General features: G+C 67.2%; 16 protein-coding genes. 3 read left to right on the forward strand and 13 right to left on the reverse strand.

Going from position 1 to position 15,279, the window contains the following annotated elements; translation table 11 throughout:
• Window positions 1-79: 79 nt before the first annotated feature.
• Window positions 80-532: an Lrp/AsnC family transcriptional regulator gene (locus V6590_RS05365; RefSeq protein ID WP_335420666.1), complete on the reverse strand. Its 453-nt coding sequence runs from the start codon at window positions 530-532 to the stop codon at window positions 80-82.
• A gap of 76 nt (window positions 533-608) precedes the next feature.
• On the opposite strand from V6590_RS05365, the gene V6590_RS05370 reads away from it, so the two are divergent.
• Window positions 609-1,202, forward strand: coding sequence for a LysE family translocator (locus V6590_RS05370; RefSeq protein ID WP_335420874.1), 594 nt, complete (start codon window positions 609-611; stop codon window positions 1,200-1,202).
• On the opposite strand, the gene V6590_RS05375 is transcribed toward V6590_RS05370, so the two are convergent.
• Window positions 1,203-2,204, reverse strand: coding sequence for a GT-B fold glycosyltransferase domain-containing protein (locus V6590_RS05375; protein ID WP_335420669.1), 1,002 nt, complete (start codon window positions 2,202-2,204; stop codon window positions 1,203-1,205).
• 87 nt (window positions 2,205-2,291) lie between these two features.
• Here V6590_RS05375 and V6590_RS05380 point away from each other — a divergent pair, with 87 nt between their 5' ends.
• Window positions 2,292-2,699, forward strand: coding sequence for a hypothetical protein (locus V6590_RS05380; RefSeq protein WP_335420672.1), 408 nt, complete (start codon window positions 2,292-2,294; stop codon window positions 2,697-2,699).
• On the opposite strand, the gene V6590_RS05385 is transcribed toward V6590_RS05380, so the two are convergent.
• The 6 genes from V6590_RS05385 to cbiE form a co-directional block, all read right to left on the reverse strand.
• Entirely contained in the window at window positions 2,696-3,496 is an 801-nt protein-coding gene (locus V6590_RS05385; RefSeq protein ID WP_335420674.1) for a dimethylarginine dimethylaminohydrolase family protein, read from the reverse strand. The two genes, V6590_RS05380 and V6590_RS05385, sit on opposite strands and share 4 nt — an antisense overlap.
• Before the next feature lie 134 nt (window positions 3,497-3,630).
• Window positions 3,631-4,350, reverse strand: coding sequence for a uroporphyrinogen-III C-methyltransferase (gene cobA / locus V6590_RS05390; RefSeq protein ID WP_335420677.1), 720 nt, complete (start codon window positions 4,348-4,350; stop codon window positions 3,631-3,633).
• Window positions 4,347-5,657, reverse strand: a complete 1,311-nt coding sequence (locus V6590_RS05395) for a cobyrinic acid a,c-diamide synthase CobB (protein WP_335420682.1) — start codon at window positions 5,655-5,657, stop codon at window positions 4,347-4,349. The genes cobA and V6590_RS05395 overlap by 4 nt, the downstream gene beginning before the upstream one ends.
• A complete protein-coding gene (gene cobM, locus V6590_RS05400; RefSeq protein ID WP_335420685.1) occupies window positions 5,654-6,436 on the reverse strand; it encodes a precorrin-4 C(11)-methyltransferase in 783 nt (260 codons plus the stop codon). Before cobM ends, V6590_RS05395 begins: the two co-directional genes overlap by 4 nt.
• Window positions 6,433-6,780 carry a cobalamin biosynthesis protein gene (locus tag V6590_RS05405; protein ID WP_335420687.1) on the reverse strand — a complete coding sequence of 116 codons (348 nt, stop codon included), beginning with the start codon at window positions 6,778-6,780 and terminating at the stop codon, window positions 6,433-6,435. Before V6590_RS05405 ends, cobM begins: the two co-directional genes overlap by 4 nt.
• Entirely contained in the window at window positions 6,777-7,952 is a 1,176-nt protein-coding gene (gene cbiE, locus V6590_RS05410; protein WP_335420690.1) for a precorrin-6y C5,15-methyltransferase (decarboxylating) subunit CbiE, read from the reverse strand. Before cbiE ends, V6590_RS05405 begins: the two co-directional genes overlap by 4 nt.
• Between cbiE and V6590_RS05415 the strand changes: the two genes are divergently transcribed.
• Window positions 7,951-8,679 carry a cobalt-precorrin-6A reductase gene (locus tag V6590_RS05415; RefSeq protein ID WP_335420692.1) on the forward strand — a complete coding sequence of 243 codons (729 nt, stop codon included), beginning with the start codon at window positions 7,951-7,953 and terminating at the stop codon, window positions 8,677-8,679. The two genes, cbiE and V6590_RS05415, sit on opposite strands and share 2 nt — an antisense overlap.
• A 98-nt stretch (window positions 8,680-8,777) precedes the next feature.
• On the opposite strand, the gene cobJ is transcribed toward V6590_RS05415, so the two are convergent.
• From cobJ to cobN, 5 genes are read right to left on the reverse strand one after another with little or no spacing between them, the layout of a single operon-like run.
• A complete protein-coding gene (gene cobJ / locus V6590_RS05420; RefSeq protein WP_335420694.1) occupies window positions 8,778-9,509 on the reverse strand; it encodes a precorrin-3B C(17)-methyltransferase in 732 nt (243 codons plus the stop codon).
• Entirely contained in the window at window positions 9,506-10,231 is a 726-nt protein-coding gene (locus V6590_RS05425) for a precorrin-2 C(20)-methyltransferase (protein WP_335420697.1), read from the reverse strand. The genes cobJ and V6590_RS05425 overlap by 4 nt, the downstream gene beginning before the upstream one ends.
• Window positions 10,232-10,233: 2 nt before the next feature.
• Complete coding sequence (locus tag V6590_RS05430) at window positions 10,234-10,863, reverse strand: precorrin-8X methylmutase (protein WP_335420700.1); 630 nt, start codon at window positions 10,861-10,863, stop codon at window positions 10,234-10,236.
• Window positions 10,864-10,865: 2 nt separating this feature from the next.
• Complete coding sequence (gene cobG, locus V6590_RS05435) at window positions 10,866-12,053, reverse strand: precorrin-3B synthase (protein WP_335420705.1); 1,188 nt, start codon at window positions 12,051-12,053, stop codon at window positions 10,866-10,868.
• Window positions 12,050-15,277 (reverse strand): cobaltochelatase subunit CobN, encoded by a 3,228-nt coding sequence (gene cobN, locus V6590_RS05440; protein ID WP_335420710.1) that lies wholly within the window; start codon window positions 15,275-15,277, stop codon window positions 12,050-12,052. The genes cobG and cobN overlap by 4 nt, the downstream gene beginning before the upstream one ends.
• Window positions 15,278-15,279: the final 2 nt, after the last annotated feature.

Consider the following 15,279-nt stretch of genomic DNA (forward strand, 5'->3'; position numbering starts at 1 on the left):
AGGAAACCGGTATCGCCACGGCGGGGCTGCGGGGCCGGTGTTCCTTTCCCTGCGCGCGGCGCAGAACACCTTCCCCCGGTCAGGCCCGCAGATCCTTGGGGCTGCCCATCACCACATGGGTGGTCAGCCGTTCCACCTGCGGCAAGGCACCCAGAATATCGGTATGGAAATGCTTGTAGGCGATCAGGTCTGCCGCCTCGACCCGCAGCAGATATTCCACCGATCCGGTGATGTTGTGACATTCTATCACTTCGGGCGCACGGGCCATTGCCCGTTCGAACGCCTCTTGCGCGGCCTTGGTATGCTGGTTCAGCCCCACGGTGACATAGGCGGTGAAGGTGATTCCGGTCTTGGCCGGATCGATCACCGCGCGATAGCCTTTCAGCACGCCCTGACGTTCCAGCTCCTGCACCCGGCGAAGGCAGGCCGAGGGCGACAGGCCGATCCGGTCGGCCAGTTCCAGATTGGGCAACCGGCCTTCGCGGGACAGGATGCGCAATATCTTTTGGTCTGTGGGGTCAATCTTCGCCATTTGTTGTGAAATGTGATCCATAATTGCAATCTTTGCAACCCGAATGCGCGCATCCCGGCGCAGGATTGCGCACATGATGACATATGAAACACTTCTTGCCCTGCTGGGCTTTGCCTTCGTCACCTCGGTCACTCCGGGGCCAAATAACCTGATGCTGATGGCCTCGGGGGCCAATTTCGGCTTTCGCCGCACCATCCCGCACATGATGGGCATTTCCTTTGGCTTTGGCCTGATGTGCTTTGTCATGGGTCTGGGCGTGGTGGGGGCGATGCTGGCACTGCCGGCCACCGGGCTGGTGCTGAAGGTCGTGTCGGTGGCCTACATGCTGTGGCTGGCCTGGAAAATCGCCCATGCCAGCGCGCCCGAGGCCGCGGCAGAGGCGGGCAGGCCCATGACCTTTGTGCAGGCTGCGGCCTTCCAATGGGTCAACCCCAAGGCCTGGACTATGGCCCTGGGGGCCATCGCGCTCTATGCGGCGGATCGAAGCTTGTGGTCGCTGGGTCTGGTGGCGGTTGTCTTTACGCTGGTGAACCTGCCCACCGTCAGCCTTTGGGCGATGATGGGGCAGGGCATGCGGCGCTGGCTGACCAATCCGGCGCGGCTGCGGGCGTTCAACTGGACCATGGCGGCGGCGCTGGTCGCGTCGCTCTTGCCGGTTCTGCGGATGTGATCAGCGGAACCAATACCCTTCGCGCTTCAGCGTATTGCGGATGATCTGTTCGCGCCGGGGCAGATCGGCGCGATCAAACAGCGCCCGCGCCTTGGCCCCCTTGGGCTGGTAGACCAGCCGCTTGAAGGGTTCATGTTCCTTCAGGATGCGCTTCACCGGCTGCGGGGCGCAGACTTCCTCCAGCACCTTCACGGCCAGATCGCTTTCCTTGGCATAAAGCAGGCTCAGGCTGCGGTAATGGCAGGTGACATCGCCATCCAGCCCCGCCAGTTCGGGGCCAGGCCGACCACCGCCGAAGGAATGGATGACCAGAGGCAGCGCCACCTGATCCAGCCAGGGGTCCAGCGTCTGGCAGACCAGTTCCTCGGGGCGGTTGTTGCGGATCTCGCGCGCATAATCCAGGAAACGGCTGCCAAAGGCGCGGGGGCTTTCATGGAAGAACCAGCCCGCGTTGAAATAGAGATAGCGTTGCCAGTATTCGTCGGGCTGGCCCAGATCGAGCGTGCTTTCGAAGTCCAGCCCGAAGCGATCATACAGCGATTTCCAGATCGCGGCATAGCCCGGCCCGTAAAGCTCGATCTCCGGCCATGTGCCTTCGCGCCGCATGGAGGCCGAAGGGCGGCTGAAATCAAAGCCGACCGTGGCGAAATCGCCGGTGATCAGCGTGTCGGTGTCCAGAAACAGAAAGGGTTCCTCGGGCAGCGCGGTGATCGCTTCGATCTTGTTGCCATAGGGGTAATGTTCGCCGAACACTTTGTTTTCAAACGGGATTATCTTCGCGCCCAGATGTTCCAGCAGATCGCGGGTCGGCTGATCGGTCAGCCTTGGGTCTTGCGTCCAGCGCGGGCCGGGCTGGGGTTCGGCCAGATACAGCCTGCCGCGAAACCCCGGATTGGTGTGGCGCAGCGATGCGGCCAGAAGCACGGCTTCGTAGGCCAGACGCCCGCCCTGCAGGATGGCCAGAATATTGAACGATTGCCCGGAGGGCGGAACCTTTGACATGATGGGGTGGCCTGCCTTGCCCTTTTGCCCCGACCATAGCGGGGAATGTGGGGCAGTGAAAGAGTTAACAAGACAAGGAATTTCAGGATGATACGCACGCTTCTTCTGCTTGCCGCGCTGATGGTTGCCCCTGCGGCGCATGCGCAGAATTTCACCACCGCAGCCGAGGTAAAGCCGATCCTGCAGGCCACGCGCGGCAACTGGATCGCGCTGCGCGAATGGCAGGGCGAGGATCTGGTCTATTTCACCCATCTGGAAAGCTGGCGCTGCGGGCTGTCGCAGGTGATGTTCAGCGTGAATGGCGGCCCCTTGCAGGATTGGCCGATGGATCCCTGCCAAGAGGGCACAGCCCAACCCAATGCCATGGCCACCGATCGCCTGCCCTATACCCGATTGCCGCCGGGCTCGGTGGCGCGGGTGGATGTGATGGTTGTCTATGACGACGGCACCGCCGACAGCGCCACATTCGAACGGGCGGCGGTGCTGATGCCTTAGGCGCGCGGGGTAAAGCGCAAGGACAGGCAGGACATGCCGCCATCCAGCTTGGCACATTCGGAATTGCCGATTTCGCGCACGGTATAGCCCGCCGCCAGAATCGCGTCGCGGGTGCGCGGGAAGCCGGCGGGCATCAGCACCAGATCGTTGAAACGGATCGTGTTGGCAGCGGCCTCTTCGCCTTCGGCCACGTCAATCACCCGGTAGCCTGCAAAACAGCCCGAGGCTGACAGGCGGGTGGTGGACAAGATGGTTTCGGAATCCAGCAGCGAACAGTCGGTCTTGAAATGCAGCACACCGGGGGGCGTGTGCACTTCGCGCACCACTTCGCCCCAATCGGCGGTCAGGGCGGCCAGTTCGGCAATGCCCGCGGCATTGGTGCGGGCCGACCGACCGACGAGGATTTCCGTTTCGGTCATCAGGATGTCGCCGCCCTCGATGAAGCTGGCCTCGCCCGAAATGGTGCGAATGTCGCCGTAAAGCGCCGCCAGATGCGGGGCCATCTCGGCGGCTTCACCCAGACGCGAAGGCGCACCGGGGCGCATGATCACGGCACCTGACGGCAGGCAAAGCGCGGTATCCTCGACAAACACGCTGTCGGGATAGGCCTCAAGCGCGTCCAGTTCGATCACCGTGGCGCCGGTTTCGCGCAAGGTGGCGATATAGGCGGCGTGATGGGCCTGCATCAGTGCCAGATCGGGGCTGCCGGTATCCACCGCGCGCAGGCCCCGGATGATCGAGCCGGCGGGCTTGCGGGTGATGGCATGGGTAAAGCGGAACGAACGGTCCTGCGGCATCGGTCTCTCCTGTCAAGCTGCGGCACCGGCCCTTAGCGGGGCCGGGCAGGTCGGTGCTGTCTTTGCCCCCACCGATCACATCCGGCGGCGCAAATCCAGTGCCGCCGTGAACGGTGTCACCGATCAGGGGCGCGTCAGGGGGCCAGCGGCCCGTAGAAGATCAGCGCGGGTGCCGTGCTGGTCGTTCCGGCCAGATGGCTGGCCAGCGTGGCGATGGTGAACCGCTCGATCTGCTGATCCGATGTCGTGACCCCATGGGCCAGCAGGGCGGGCGTGTCGGGCGACAGGCCGCGCGCCATCAGTTCGGCGGCCAGCGCGGGGAAGGTGCGCTTGCCCATATAGATCACCGTCGTTGCCCCCGGATCGGCCAGCGCCTGCCAGTTCAGATCGGGGGGCAGGCCGCCCGACACATCGGCCCCGGTCAGGAACTGCACGCGCCGCGCGGTCAGGCGGCGGGTCAGAGGGATCTGCGCCGCCGCCGCCGCCGCCGAGGCCGAGGTGACACCGGGAATGATCTCGTAACCGATCCCTTCGGCATCCAGTGTGGTGGTTTCCTCTTCCAGCCGCCCGAAAATCCCGGCATCGCCGGATTTCAGCCGCACCACCCTTGCGCCGGTCCGGGCGTAATCCAGCAGCAATTGGTTCACATGATCCTGCCGGGCCGAAGGCCGGCCCGCCCGTTTGCCGACCGACACCAGATCGGCCCCCGCCCGCGCCAGATCAAGGATCGGACCCGAAGACAGATCGTCATACAGCACGACATCGGCGGCCTGCAGGCGGTTCACCGCCTTGACCGTCAGCAATTCGGGATCGCCGGGGCCAGAGGACACAAAGGAAACAAAGCCGGTCGTCATGTTTTCTGCCCGATCAGGTGGAAATAGGTGCCGCTGGCCAGCCCGCGCCGCGAGCCGGTCTCCGGCACCGCCGCGCCCGAGGCATCCAGCACGGTGGCCAGCGGCATATCGGGTTGGGCCAGAATGGTCGAGTAGTGAAATTCATGCCCGCGCAATTGTGCCCCGGGGGCAAAACCGGGCAGCGGGGCCGTCAGGCTGGCCAGACGATAGCCCAGATGCATGCGCCGCTTTTCATAGGAGGTGACAAGCCCGAGCAGCCCCGCCATTTCATGCGCCACCCCCTTGGCATCCACCAAGGCTGCCCCCATGGCCATGTAGCCGCCACATTCGCCATGCACCGGGCGGCGGGTTGCAAAGGCCTGTATTCGGCGCCGGAACTGCGTGGCTGCGGCGAGGGCGCCCGCATGCAGTTCGGGATAGCCGCCCGGAAGCCAGCAGCAATCGGCGCTGTCATCGGGGCCCTGATCGCCCAATGGTGAAAAGGGCAGGATTTCCGCCCCCTGCGCCTGCCAATCGGCCAGAAGATGCGGGTAAATGAACGAAAAGGCCGCATCCTGCGCCAGGGCGATGCGCTGGCCGGGCGGGGGCATCCTGCAGGTTTGCACGGGCAATGCCGGGGCGGATGCCGCCGTCGCGCGGATCGCGGCCAGATCGCAATGATCCGCGACAAAGCGGCCAGCCTCCGCCAGAATGCGCGACAGGTTTTCGGTTTCACCGGCCTGCACCAACCCCAGATGGCGTTCGGGCAGTTCGATACTGGCGCGGCGCGGCAGTGCGCCCAGAACGGCAACACCATGCCGGGCCATGCCGTCGCGGATCAGCGTCTCGTGCCGGGGTGAGGCCACGCGGTTCAGGATCACCCCGGCAATGGTTATGTTCGGCCGCATCGCGGCAAATCCAAGCGCCGTGGCCGTGGCCGATTGCGCCTGACCCGATGTATCCAGCACCAGCACCACCGGCCAGCCGGTCAGCTCTGCCAGATCGGCGCTGGCCCCGATGCCTGCTTCGCCGGGGTTGGCCACGCCATCACACAGGCCCATTGATCCTTCCGCCAAGATCAGATCGGCGGGCGGTTGATCGGCGATCAGCTGGCCGATGCGCGGCGCGGCCATGGCCCAACTGTCCAGATTGACCGAGGCCCGGCCGCTGGCGGCGCTGTGAAAGGCCGGATCAATGTAATCCGGCCCGCTCTTGAATGGCTGCACCGCCAGACCCGCCGCACGAAAGGCCGCGAGCAGGCCAAGGGTCACCGTCGTCTTGCCGGTGCCCGAAGCGGGGGCCGAGATGATGAGCCCGGGCGTCGTCATGCGGTTTCGGGAAAGCGCGGGTCAGTGCCGACGGGGCGATAGCGGCGGTCATAATCGCCCGCATAAAGCCGGCTTTCGTCAAACTCCTCGGCCCCGATCGACGGCCCGACAAGGATCAGCGCAGTCCGCTCCAATTCGGCCCCGACGGCGGTTTCCAGCGTGGCCAGCGTGGCCCGAATGATGCGCTGATCGGGCCAGCTTGCGCGCCAGACCACCGCCACCGGGCAATCCGCGCCATAATGCGGGGTCAGGGTCTGGACCACATCCTCCAGCACATGGATCGACAGATGGATCGCCAGAACCGCGCCGGTGCGGGCGAAATTCTCCAGCGTTTCGCCTTCTGGCATGGCCGAGGCGCGGCCCGAGGTCCGGGTCAGGATCACCGATTGCGCCACGCCGGGCAGCGTGAGTTCTGCGCCAAGGGCGGCGGCGGCGGCGGCAAAGCTGGGCACGCCGGGGGTCACATCATAGGGAATGCCAAGCGCCCGCAAGCGGCGCAACTGTTCGCCCATGGCCGACCAGACCGACAGATCGCCCGAATGCAGCCGCGCGACATCCTGCCCCGCCGCATGGGCAGCCGAGATTTCGGCCATGATCTCATCCAAGCTCAGCGGTGCCGTGTTCACGATCCGCGCACCGGGCGGGCAATATTGCAGCAGCGCCTGCGGCACCAGCGATCCGGCATAAAGACAGACCGGGCAGGCGGCGATCAGGTCACGCCCCCGCAGGGTGATGAGATCGGCGGCCCCGGGGCCTGCGCCGATGAAATGAACGGTCATGGGCTTTCCTTTGCAAGCGCAAGTGCCAGCGTCACGCGGCCTTGCGCGGCGATGCGGCGGGGTTGGATCAGGGTGGCGCCGGGGCCTGCGGCGGCAAGGGCGGCACATTCGGCCACCGAATGGCGGCCATAGCGGGCAGGCTGGCGCGGGCTTTCGGTTTGGGCAGGCTGATCGGCAAGGGCGATCAGGGGCACCGCCACCAGTGGCAGTGCCAGCCCGGCAAAGGCCGGGTGCTGTGCCTTGTCGGCGGGCGTGGCCAGACGCGCGGCCCCGCTGCCTGCAAGTGCGGCCTGCAGGTCGGCGGTGGTGGCGGTGGCGCGCAGTCCGATTCCGGCAATGATCATCGCGTCACGCTCCATTGAACCACGGGGCGCGCGGCCTGCCAGTCGCGGAAGCGGCCAAGCTGCCCGCTTTGCGCCAGATCGATGCGCAAAAGGCTGCCGCCGTGCTGTGCCTGGGCGGCATAGAGGGTTGCCTCGTTTTCCAGTGTCACGGCATTGGCGACCAGCCTTGTGCCGGGGGCCAGCATGTCCCACAGACGCAGGATCAGATCGGGGCTGAGGCCGCCGCCGATGAACACCGCATCGGGCCGGGGCAGGCCGGGCAGCAGCGCGGCGTGATCGCCGTGATGGGCCGCGAGGCGATGGGCAAGGCCGAAGGCTTCGGCATTGGCGCGGATATTGGGCAGACGGTCGGCCCGCGTCTCCACCGCGCTGGATGTGCCGCCCGCCAGGGCCCATTCGACCGAGATCGACCCCGACCCCGCGCCCAGATCCCAAAGATGTTCGCCCGCGCGCGGGGCCAGTGCCGACAGGGTCAGCGCCCGGATCGGGCGTTTGGTGATCTGGCCATCATGGGCAAACAGATCATCGGGCAACCCGCTGGCGCGCGGCAGGCCGGGATCCCGGGCGGTGATGGCCGCCAGCAGCGGCGCGGCCGGTGTATCGGCCGCGGCATCGGTTGGCAAAGCGCGGATGCGTTCGTGCGGTCCGCCCAGACGTTCCAGCAGGGTGATCTGCGCCGATCCATGGCCATTTGCCGCCAGCCAATCTGCCAGTTCCGCTGCCGCCGCACCGTCGCGCAGCGTGACCAGGGCCCGCGCCCCCCGATGCAGCAGGGGGCGCAGCCGGGCAAAGGGCGCGGCATGCAGGCCAAGGCACAGCACCTCTTCCATCCGCCAACCCAGCCGATTGCAGGCCAGCTGAAAGCTGGAGGGCGCGGGATGGCTGACCCATTCGCCAGTCGTCAGATCGGACAGCAGGCTGCCGCCCGCGCCATGCCAGAACGGATCGCCCGAGGCCAGCACCACACAGCGCCGCCCGCGTTGTGCCAGCACCGGCGCAGTGGAAAACGGCACGGGCCAGGCGCGCCCCCGATCTCCCGCCCCGACCAGAGCCAGATGGCGCGGGCCGCCAAAGATGATTTCGGCCCGGTCCAGCGCGGCGCGGCTTGCAGAGCCAAGGCCCTCCGGTCCATCTTCGCCCAGACCAAGGATATGGAGCCAGGGTTCAGACATGACACGCATCCTGCTGCTGGGCGGCACCACCGAGGCCAGCCGGATGGCACGCGCCATTGCCGATCTGGGGATGGATGCGGTGTTTTCCTATGCGGGCCGGACCGAAGCCCCGCTGCCCCAGCCCCTGCCGATGCGGGTGGGGGGCTTTGGCGGGGCCGACGGCCTGGCCGATTGGCTGCGCACCGAACGGATCAGCCATGTGGTCGACGCGACCCATCCCTTTGCCGCGCAGATGAGCCGCAATGCGATTGCCGCCTGCGCGGCCACAGGGGTGGCACTGGCCGGTCTGGAGCGCGCGCCCTGGGCGCCCGGCCCGGGGGATGACTGGCACCCTGTCCGCGATATGGCAGGCGCCGTGGCGGCCTTGCCCGAATCTGGTGCCCGGGTGTTTCTGGCCATTGGCAAGCTGCATCTGGCCGATTTCGCGGCAAGGCCCGGCAATCACTATCTGCTGCGGCTGGTCGATCCGCCGGGTGAACTGCCGCTGCCGGATTGCAGCACTGTCGTGGCGCGCGGGCCTTTCGATCATGCCGGCGATCTGGCGCTGCTGCGCGATCATCGCATCAGCCATGTGGTGGCCAAGAATGCCGGCGGCAGCGGGGCCGAGGCCAAGCTGCTGGCCGCCCGTGATCTGGGCCTGCCCGTCATCCTGATTGACCGCCCAACCCTGCCGCCCCGGCAGGTCTTTGCCGAAATACCGCAGGTCTTGAGCTGGCTTGGACGCTGATCTGGCGGAGCGGCCTGCGGCCGCGCCCCTTTCAGGTCGCCGTTCCGGGGCTTCGCCCCGGAGGCTCCGCCCCGGATATTTCGGCCACGATAAAGGCATCAGGCGGACCTGGGCGTATAGACATGCGGGCCGATCCGCCGTGTCGCGGAATTGCCGACCAGCACCACGGTGCGCATATCGGCCATGTCGTCGGTGGCGTCAGAGAGTGTCACGCAGCGCAACTGTTGATCCGGGGTGGAAACCGCGCGGGCAAAGATGATCAGGCGGCCGGGTTCACATTCCTCGCGCAGGATCTCCAGCACCCGGGCGAATTGGTGCGGGCGCGAGCTGGAGCGCGGATTGTAGAAGGCCATCGCGAAATCCGCCTGTGCCGCCAGCCGCAGCCGCCGTTCGACCAGCGCGAAGGGCTTGAGATTGTCGGACAGGTTGATGGCGCAGAAATCATGGCCCAAAGGTGCGCCTGCGGCGGCGGCGGCGGCCAGCATGGCGGTGATGCCGGGCAGCACGCTGACGGGCAGGTGCAGGAAATCGGGCCGGGCCTCCAGCGCCTCGAACACCGCGCTGGCCATGGCAAATACCCCCGGATCACCCGAGGAGACCACGACCACCTGCCGCCCTGCTGCGGCCATCTCCAGCGCATGGGTTGCGCGGTCCAGTTCCACCCGGTTGTCGCTGGCATGCAGCGTCAGCCCGTCGCGCGGGGCGATGCGGGCGACATAGGGGATATAGCCGACGATATCCGTGGCGCGGTCGATGGCCGCGGTCACTTCGGGCGTGACCTTTGCGGCATCGCCCGGGCCAAGGCCCACGATGGTGACGGAGCCGGTCATTCCGCGATCTCCGGGCGGCGGCCATGGCCATGGACGATGACGATGGCGAAATAGGGACAATCGGCGGCGTCAACTTCGGCCAGCCTTGCGATACGTTGGCCGGGCATGGTGCCGCGTTCGATCAGCCAGGCATCCTGCAGCCGCCCGGCAGTGGCGAGAGCCCGGCGCACCTTGGGCAGGTTGCGGCCGGTTTTCATCACCGCCAGCGCGTCAGCCGCGCGCATGTGGCGGACCAGATCTTCCTCGGGCAGGGTGCCCATCAGCACCGACAGCACATCATCGCCCCAGGTGATCGGTGTGCCCGTGGCATGCCAGCAGCCCGCCATCCCGGTGATGCCGGGGATCACCTCCACCGCCACACGGTCTTTCAACCGGGTGTAGAGATGCATGAAACTGCCATAGAAGAAGGGATCGCCTTCACACAGCACGACCACTTCGCCGGGCAGAGCGGCCAGCCGGTCGGCCCAATCATCATAGAACCGGGCCAGCGCGTCATTATAGGCGGGGCTGTCGAAGGGCAGTTCGGTCGTGACCGGATATTCCATCGCGAATTCCTGCGCATCGGGGCGCAACAGGGTTTCGACGATGGCGCGGGCCTGGCCGCGCCGCCCGGGTTTGCGGAAATAGGCGATCTGCGTTGCCGCCCGCACGGCGCGATCGGCCCGGACAGACATCAGATCGGGATCGCCGGGGCCGAGCCCTGCGCAGAGAATGCGGGCCATGGTCACTCCTTCCGGCTGGCAAGCGCGTTCACCGCCGCCACGGTGATGGCGCTGCCGCCCAGCCGCCCCTCGACGATGACTGCCGGGCAGGGGGCATCCTGCATCAGCGCGGCCTTGCTTTCTGCCGCCCCGATAAAGCCCACGGGGCAGCCGATGATGGCGGCGGGGCGCGGGCAGGCCGGGTCTTCCAGCATGTTCAGCAGATGGAACAGCGCGGTGGGCGCATTGCCGATGGCGACAATGCTGCCCGCCAGATGCGGACGCCACAATTCCACCGCGGCGGCGGAGCGGGTATTACCCAACTGTCGCGCCAGTTCTGGCACCGAAGGATCGTGCAGCGTGCAGATCACCTGATTGTTGGCGGGCAGGCGCGGGCGGGTGATGCCTTCGCTGACCATCCGGGCGTCGCACAGGATCGGCGCGCCCGCTTCCAGTGCGGCGCGGGCGGCAATCGCCATGCCGGGGGTAAAGCGGACATGGCGTTCCAGCCCCACCATGCCGACCGCATGGATCATGCGCACCACCACCACCTCTTCCTCGGGCGTGAAGCGTGCCAGTTCGGCCTCGGCCCGGATGGTGGCGAAAGAGTTCACATAGATGGTGGCACCATCGGTTTCGTACATATGGGGCATGTTTACCGGGTCAGAAGTTCGGGCCGGGCGAGCAACTCGTCGGCGGTATGATGGGTGATCTGGTCCGCATGATGCAGGGCATAGCCCTGCGCGGTGGCGATCAGGGTCAGCGGGGCGGGGCCGGGATGGGCGCAGGCCTTGGCGCAGCCTGACACATGCAGCAGGTCAGGCACATGGGGGGCCAATGCGCGGGCAAGGCTTCGCGTGGGGTGCAGCGCCTGCAGGCAACCGGGTGCACCGGTGCAGGCGATCACCTTCAGCATCGGGTCAGCGGGATCCGTGATCACACCGGGCAGGGCAGGCAGGTTCTGCGCGCCTTCCAGCACGAGCATCCGCCAGGGAGTCACCCGCAGCGCCCCCAGCTGCGCCAGCGCAGCAAGGGTGGCGGCCTGCATCTGACCAAAGTCGAATCCGATCATCGCGCCTGTTGGGCAGAGGCCCGGGCGGGCCGCGAACTGCGCTTCGGGCAGCGGGGTGTCAAACGCCTCGGGTGTTATTCCGCGCGCGATCAGGGCAGCCATGCGCCCCCGGCCGCCGGTCACGCCGCCCATCCGCAAGAACCAGCGGGCCAAAGCAATCGCTTCGTCCGCTGCGGTGTCCGCGCTGATTGCCTTCGCCCGCGATGACCCATCCGGGCGCAGCCACACCTTGCCGTCATGCACCTCGATCCGGATGTCGCTTGCCGTGGCTGTCAGCACTGGTGCCGCACCGCAATCCACGGCAAAGCCGAACTTGGCCGGCAGGTCGGGCGCATCATCCGCTGCCAGCAAGGCCGCCAGATCGGCGGCAATCGCCAAGGTCGGATCAGATGCGCCATGAAAGGGCTGCACCACGATATTGCGCCGGGTTTCCTGCGCCACGCTGTCATCAATCAGCCCAAGCGCCCGCAGCCCGGCAATCAGCGGCGCATGGCTGGCCTCTGTCACGCCGCGCAGCTGTACATTCGCGCGGGCCGACAGATCGATCAGGCCGTTGCCATGGGCCTGTGCCAATTCGGCAATCCCGGCTGCCTGTGCAGGGGTCAGCCGCCCAAGCCTGGGTCGCACCCGCACGACCCAACCATCGCCCGAAGCCATGGGACGCAACGCGCCCGGGCACCAGCCCTGAATGACCGGTGCTGCTTTATCCTGCTCCAGATATCCTTGGGGGGGGCGGGGGGCAGACAGCCCCCCGGCGCGTGTGCCGCTCATGCGCCCACCTCCATCATGGCTGCAATCGAATTGCGGCGGGTGACCCAGAGCCCGGCCTCGTGCAGCGCGTGGAAGCGGGCACGCAGGGCGGCCAGCGCCTGCGGGTTCTCGGCCTCTAGAAAAGCCACCAGATCATCGCGGCCCAAGGTCGCCTCGTGATAGAGATCGATCAGATGGGCAGGCACGGCGCGGGTCAGATGGGCGAAGGCGGCCAGATGATCCAGCGTCGCGGCAATTTCGGCCCCGCCGCGAAAGCCGTGGCGCATCAGCGCGGTGGCCCAGTCGGGGTTGGCGGCGCGGGCGCGGATCACCCGGGCGATTTCCTCGCCCAGAAGACGCGCGCGCGGTGCGGCGGGGTTGGTGCTGTCCAGATGGTACAGGGTGGCAGAGCCACCCAGATGGGCGACCGCTGCCGCAAAACCGCCCTCATGCGCGGCATAATCCGAAGCCAGCAGCACATCGCTTTCGGCCAGATCCTGCACATGGGCAAAGCCGTCGGCCGCGCGGACCCGCGCTTCCAGCGCCGCGCGGGCGGGGCGGGCCGTGCCCTGCGCATCAATCGCCCATTCCGATCCCCGCAGCCAGGCCTCGCCCGCAGCGGCGCGGCCTTCGGGGCTGTAATCTTCCAGCGCCTCGGTCATGCCCAGCCCGTATTGGCCGGGCCCGGGGCCAAAGACGCGGGGGCTGCGCGCCAGATAGGGGTTGTCTTCCGGCGCCTCGTCGCGGTTGGCCAATGCCTGCGTGGCGGCCTCGAACAATTGCGCAAGGCCGGGAAAGACATCGCGGAACAGGCCTGACACCCGCAGCGTGACATCGATGCGCGGGCGGCGCAGCAGGGCAAGCGGCGTGATGTCAAACCCGCTGACCCTTTCGCTGCCCGCATCCCAGCGGGGGGCAAGCCCGGCCAGATGCAGCGCCATGCCGAATTCCTCGCCTGCGGTGCGCATGGTGGCGCTGCCCCAGAGGTCGATCACCAGTGACCTGGGGTAATCCCCCTGTTCCTGCAGATGGCGGCGCAGCAATTCTTCGGCGAGCTTCACCCCTTGGGCAAAGGCCGCACGGCTGGGCACGGCACGGGGATCGACGGCGTAAAGATTGCGCCCGGTGGGCAGCACATCGCTGCGCCCCCGATAGGGCGACCCCGAGGGGCCGGGGGGCACATGGCGGGCATTGAGCGCGGCCAGCAGCCCTTCCATCTCGCCGGTGCCCTGACCAAAGACATGCAGGCCCGCGCCATATTGGCTTTCCTTGATGTCGCAGACGAAACGGTCGATCCGGGTGATCGCCTCGGCGGGCGAGGCATCGGGGCCAAGACCCAGATCCTCTTCGACCCCCGCCGCCTGTGCTTCCAGCCGGACAGCGGCAATCAGCCGGTCGCGCCGGGCCGGGTCAAGCCCGTCGGCGGTTGAATATTCGTCCAGCAGCCGTTCCAGACGCAGCAGGCCATCGGGCAAGGCCGAGGCGACCATGGGCGGCGGCAAATGGCCCAGAGTCAGGGCCGAAATGCGCCGTTTGGCCTGCGCGGCTTCGCCTGGATCATTGACGATGAAAGGATAGATCACCGGCAGCGCACCGATCAGCGCCTCGGGCCAGCACTGGCCGGACAGGGCAACCGCCTTGCCTGGCAGCCATTCCAGCGTGCCATGCGCGCCAATATGGACCAGCGCCTGCAGGCCCTGCGCCCGAAGCCAGAGATAGAAGGCTACATAGGCATGGCGCGGCACCCGGGCCAGATCGTGATAATCGCCGTCCCGGCTGGCCACTTCGCCCCGTTCGGGCTGCAGCGCGACCAGCGCCGATCCCCGCCACAGCGCGCGAAAGGTCATTGCCCCATCCCGGCAATCCGGGTCATCCTCTGGCGCGCCCCAAGCCGCGTGCAGCCGGGCTTGCAAATCTTCGGGCAGGCGGGCCAGTGCTGATGCGTAGGCGTCAAGCGGCCAGCCCAGCCGTGCCGTTTCCAGCGCCCGGCCAAGGCCATCGCCGGGTTCGGTCGCGTGGCCTTCGGCAGCCAGTCGGGTCAGGATTGCCTCGGAGGAGGCCAGGGCATCCAGTCCGACGGCATGGGCCAGATTGTAATCCTTGCCCGGATAGGTGGACAGCACCAGCGCCAGACGCCGATCCGCCGGGGCTGTCTGGCCCAGATGATAGCGCGCCATGACCCGGTCGATCACCGCAGCAATGCGGGCAGGATCGGCACGATGGGCAAAGCGCGAAAACTGCAGGTCGGGATCGCGGGCACTGGGCTGCTTGAAGCTGACGACACCGGCAAACAGGCGGCCATCCACCTCGGGCAGAACCACATGCATCGCCAGATCGGCGGGCGACAGGCCGCGTTCAGCCCCCTGCCATTCCTTGCGCCGCGCGGTGGACAGGGCCACCTGCCAGACCGGGCAGTCGGCGGCATCCAGCGGCGAAGGCCCGGCATCGGTCCGGGCCGAAAAGGCGGTGGCATTGACGATGGCCATGGGGGCGGCAAGGCGCAGGGCTTCGGCCACCCAGGCCGCGGCAGGCCCTTTCAGCGACGGCGCGAACAAGCCATAGGCCCGCAGGCCGCGCGCCCGGGCCTGATGGATCAGCGCATCGATGGGTTCCAGATCGGCGGCGGTCAGATAGCTGCGGTAGAAGGTCACCACCAACAAGGGGCCTTCGCCCTCTGGCCCCGGCACCACACCCTGCGCGGGATCGTACCAGCCGCAATCGGGCACCGTCTTGTCGCCCATCACCGGCGGGGCATACAGCCCGGCAGCCAGCGCGAGTTGCGCCAGTGCCGCCTGCGCCGCCACCGCCCCCCCGGCATCGCACAGCGCCGCCAGCCGCCGCAATGTGCCCACCGGCAGGGTGGAAAGTTCATCCAGCCGCGCATCCGGGCGACCGTCAGCCGGCAGAATGGCCAAGGCGATGCCCTTGCGGCGGCACAGATCCTGCAGCTGCATCACGCCATAGGACCAATAGCTTTCGCCACCGATCAGCCGGATCAGGATGCCCTTGGCGCCGGGCAGGGTGTTTTCGACATAGGTATCGACCGACACCGGATGTTTCAGCGCCACCAGATTGCACAGCCGCAGCGAAGGCAGACGCCCCGCCGCCCGATGCCACCCCGCCGCGAAAGCGCCAAGATCGCTGTCGGAAAACGACAGAACCACCAGATCCGCAGGTGTCTGGCCCGGATCATAGGGGGTCTCGCTTTCCTCAAGCCCGTGGCTTTCGCGGAAGGTGACGTGCAAGG

Source organism: Gemmobacter denitrificans (assembly GCF_036964905.1).
In the GTDB taxonomy this organism is placed as follows: domain Bacteria; phylum Pseudomonadota; class Alphaproteobacteria; order Rhodobacterales; family Rhodobacteraceae; genus Gemmobacter; species Gemmobacter denitrificans.

Excerpts from the sequence above, each read along its gene's own strand:
- V6590_RS05365 (WP_335420666.1), bottom strand. The coding sequence starts at position 532 with ATGGCGAAGATTGACCCCACAGACCAAAAGATATTGCGCATCCTGTCC.
- V6590_RS05370 (WP_335420874.1), top strand. The coding sequence starts at position 609 with ATGACATATGAAACACTTCTTGCCCTGCTGGGCTTTGCCTTCGTCACC.
- V6590_RS05375 (WP_335420669.1), bottom strand. The coding sequence starts at position 2,204 with ATGTCAAAGGTTCCGCCCTCCGGGCAATCGTTCAATATTCTGGCCATC.
- V6590_RS05380 (WP_335420672.1), top strand. The coding sequence starts at position 2,292 with ATGATACGCACGCTTCTTCTGCTTGCCGCGCTGATGGTTGCCCCTGCG.
- V6590_RS05385 (WP_335420674.1), bottom strand. The coding sequence starts at position 3,496 with ATGCCGCAGGACCGTTCGTTCCGCTTTACCCATGCCATCACCCGCAAG.
- cobA (WP_335420677.1), bottom strand. The coding sequence starts at position 4,350 with ATGACGACCGGCTTTGTTTCCTTTGTGTCCTCTGGCCCCGGCGATCCC.
- V6590_RS05395 (WP_335420682.1), bottom strand. The coding sequence starts at position 5,657 with ATGACGACGCCCGGGCTCATCATCTCGGCCCCCGCTTCGGGCACCGGC.
- cobM (WP_335420685.1), bottom strand. The coding sequence starts at position 6,436 with ATGACCGTTCATTTCATCGGCGCAGGCCCCGGGGCCGCCGATCTCATC.
- V6590_RS05405 (WP_335420687.1), bottom strand. The coding sequence starts at position 6,780 with ATGATCATTGCCGGAATCGGACTGCGCGCCACCGCCACCACCGCCGAC.
- V6590_RS05415 (WP_335420692.1), top strand. The coding sequence starts at position 7,951 with ATGACACGCATCCTGCTGCTGGGCGGCACCACCGAGGCCAGCCGGATG.
- cbiE (WP_335420690.1), bottom strand. The coding sequence starts at position 7,952 with ATGTCTGAACCCTGGCTCCATATCCTTGGTCTGGGCGAAGATGGACCG.
- cobJ (WP_335420694.1), bottom strand. The coding sequence starts at position 9,509 with ATGACCGGCTCCGTCACCATCGTGGGCCTTGGCCCGGGCGATGCCGCA.
- V6590_RS05425 (WP_335420697.1), bottom strand. The coding sequence starts at position 10,231 with ATGGCCCGCATTCTCTGCGCAGGGCTCGGCCCCGGCGATCCCGATCTG.
- V6590_RS05430 (WP_335420700.1), bottom strand. The coding sequence starts at position 10,863 with ATGCCCCATATGTACGAAACCGATGGTGCCACCATCTATGTGAACTCT.
- cobG (WP_335420705.1), bottom strand. The coding sequence starts at position 12,053 with ATGAGCGGCACACGCGCCGGGGGGCTGTCTGCCCCCCGCCCCCCCCAA.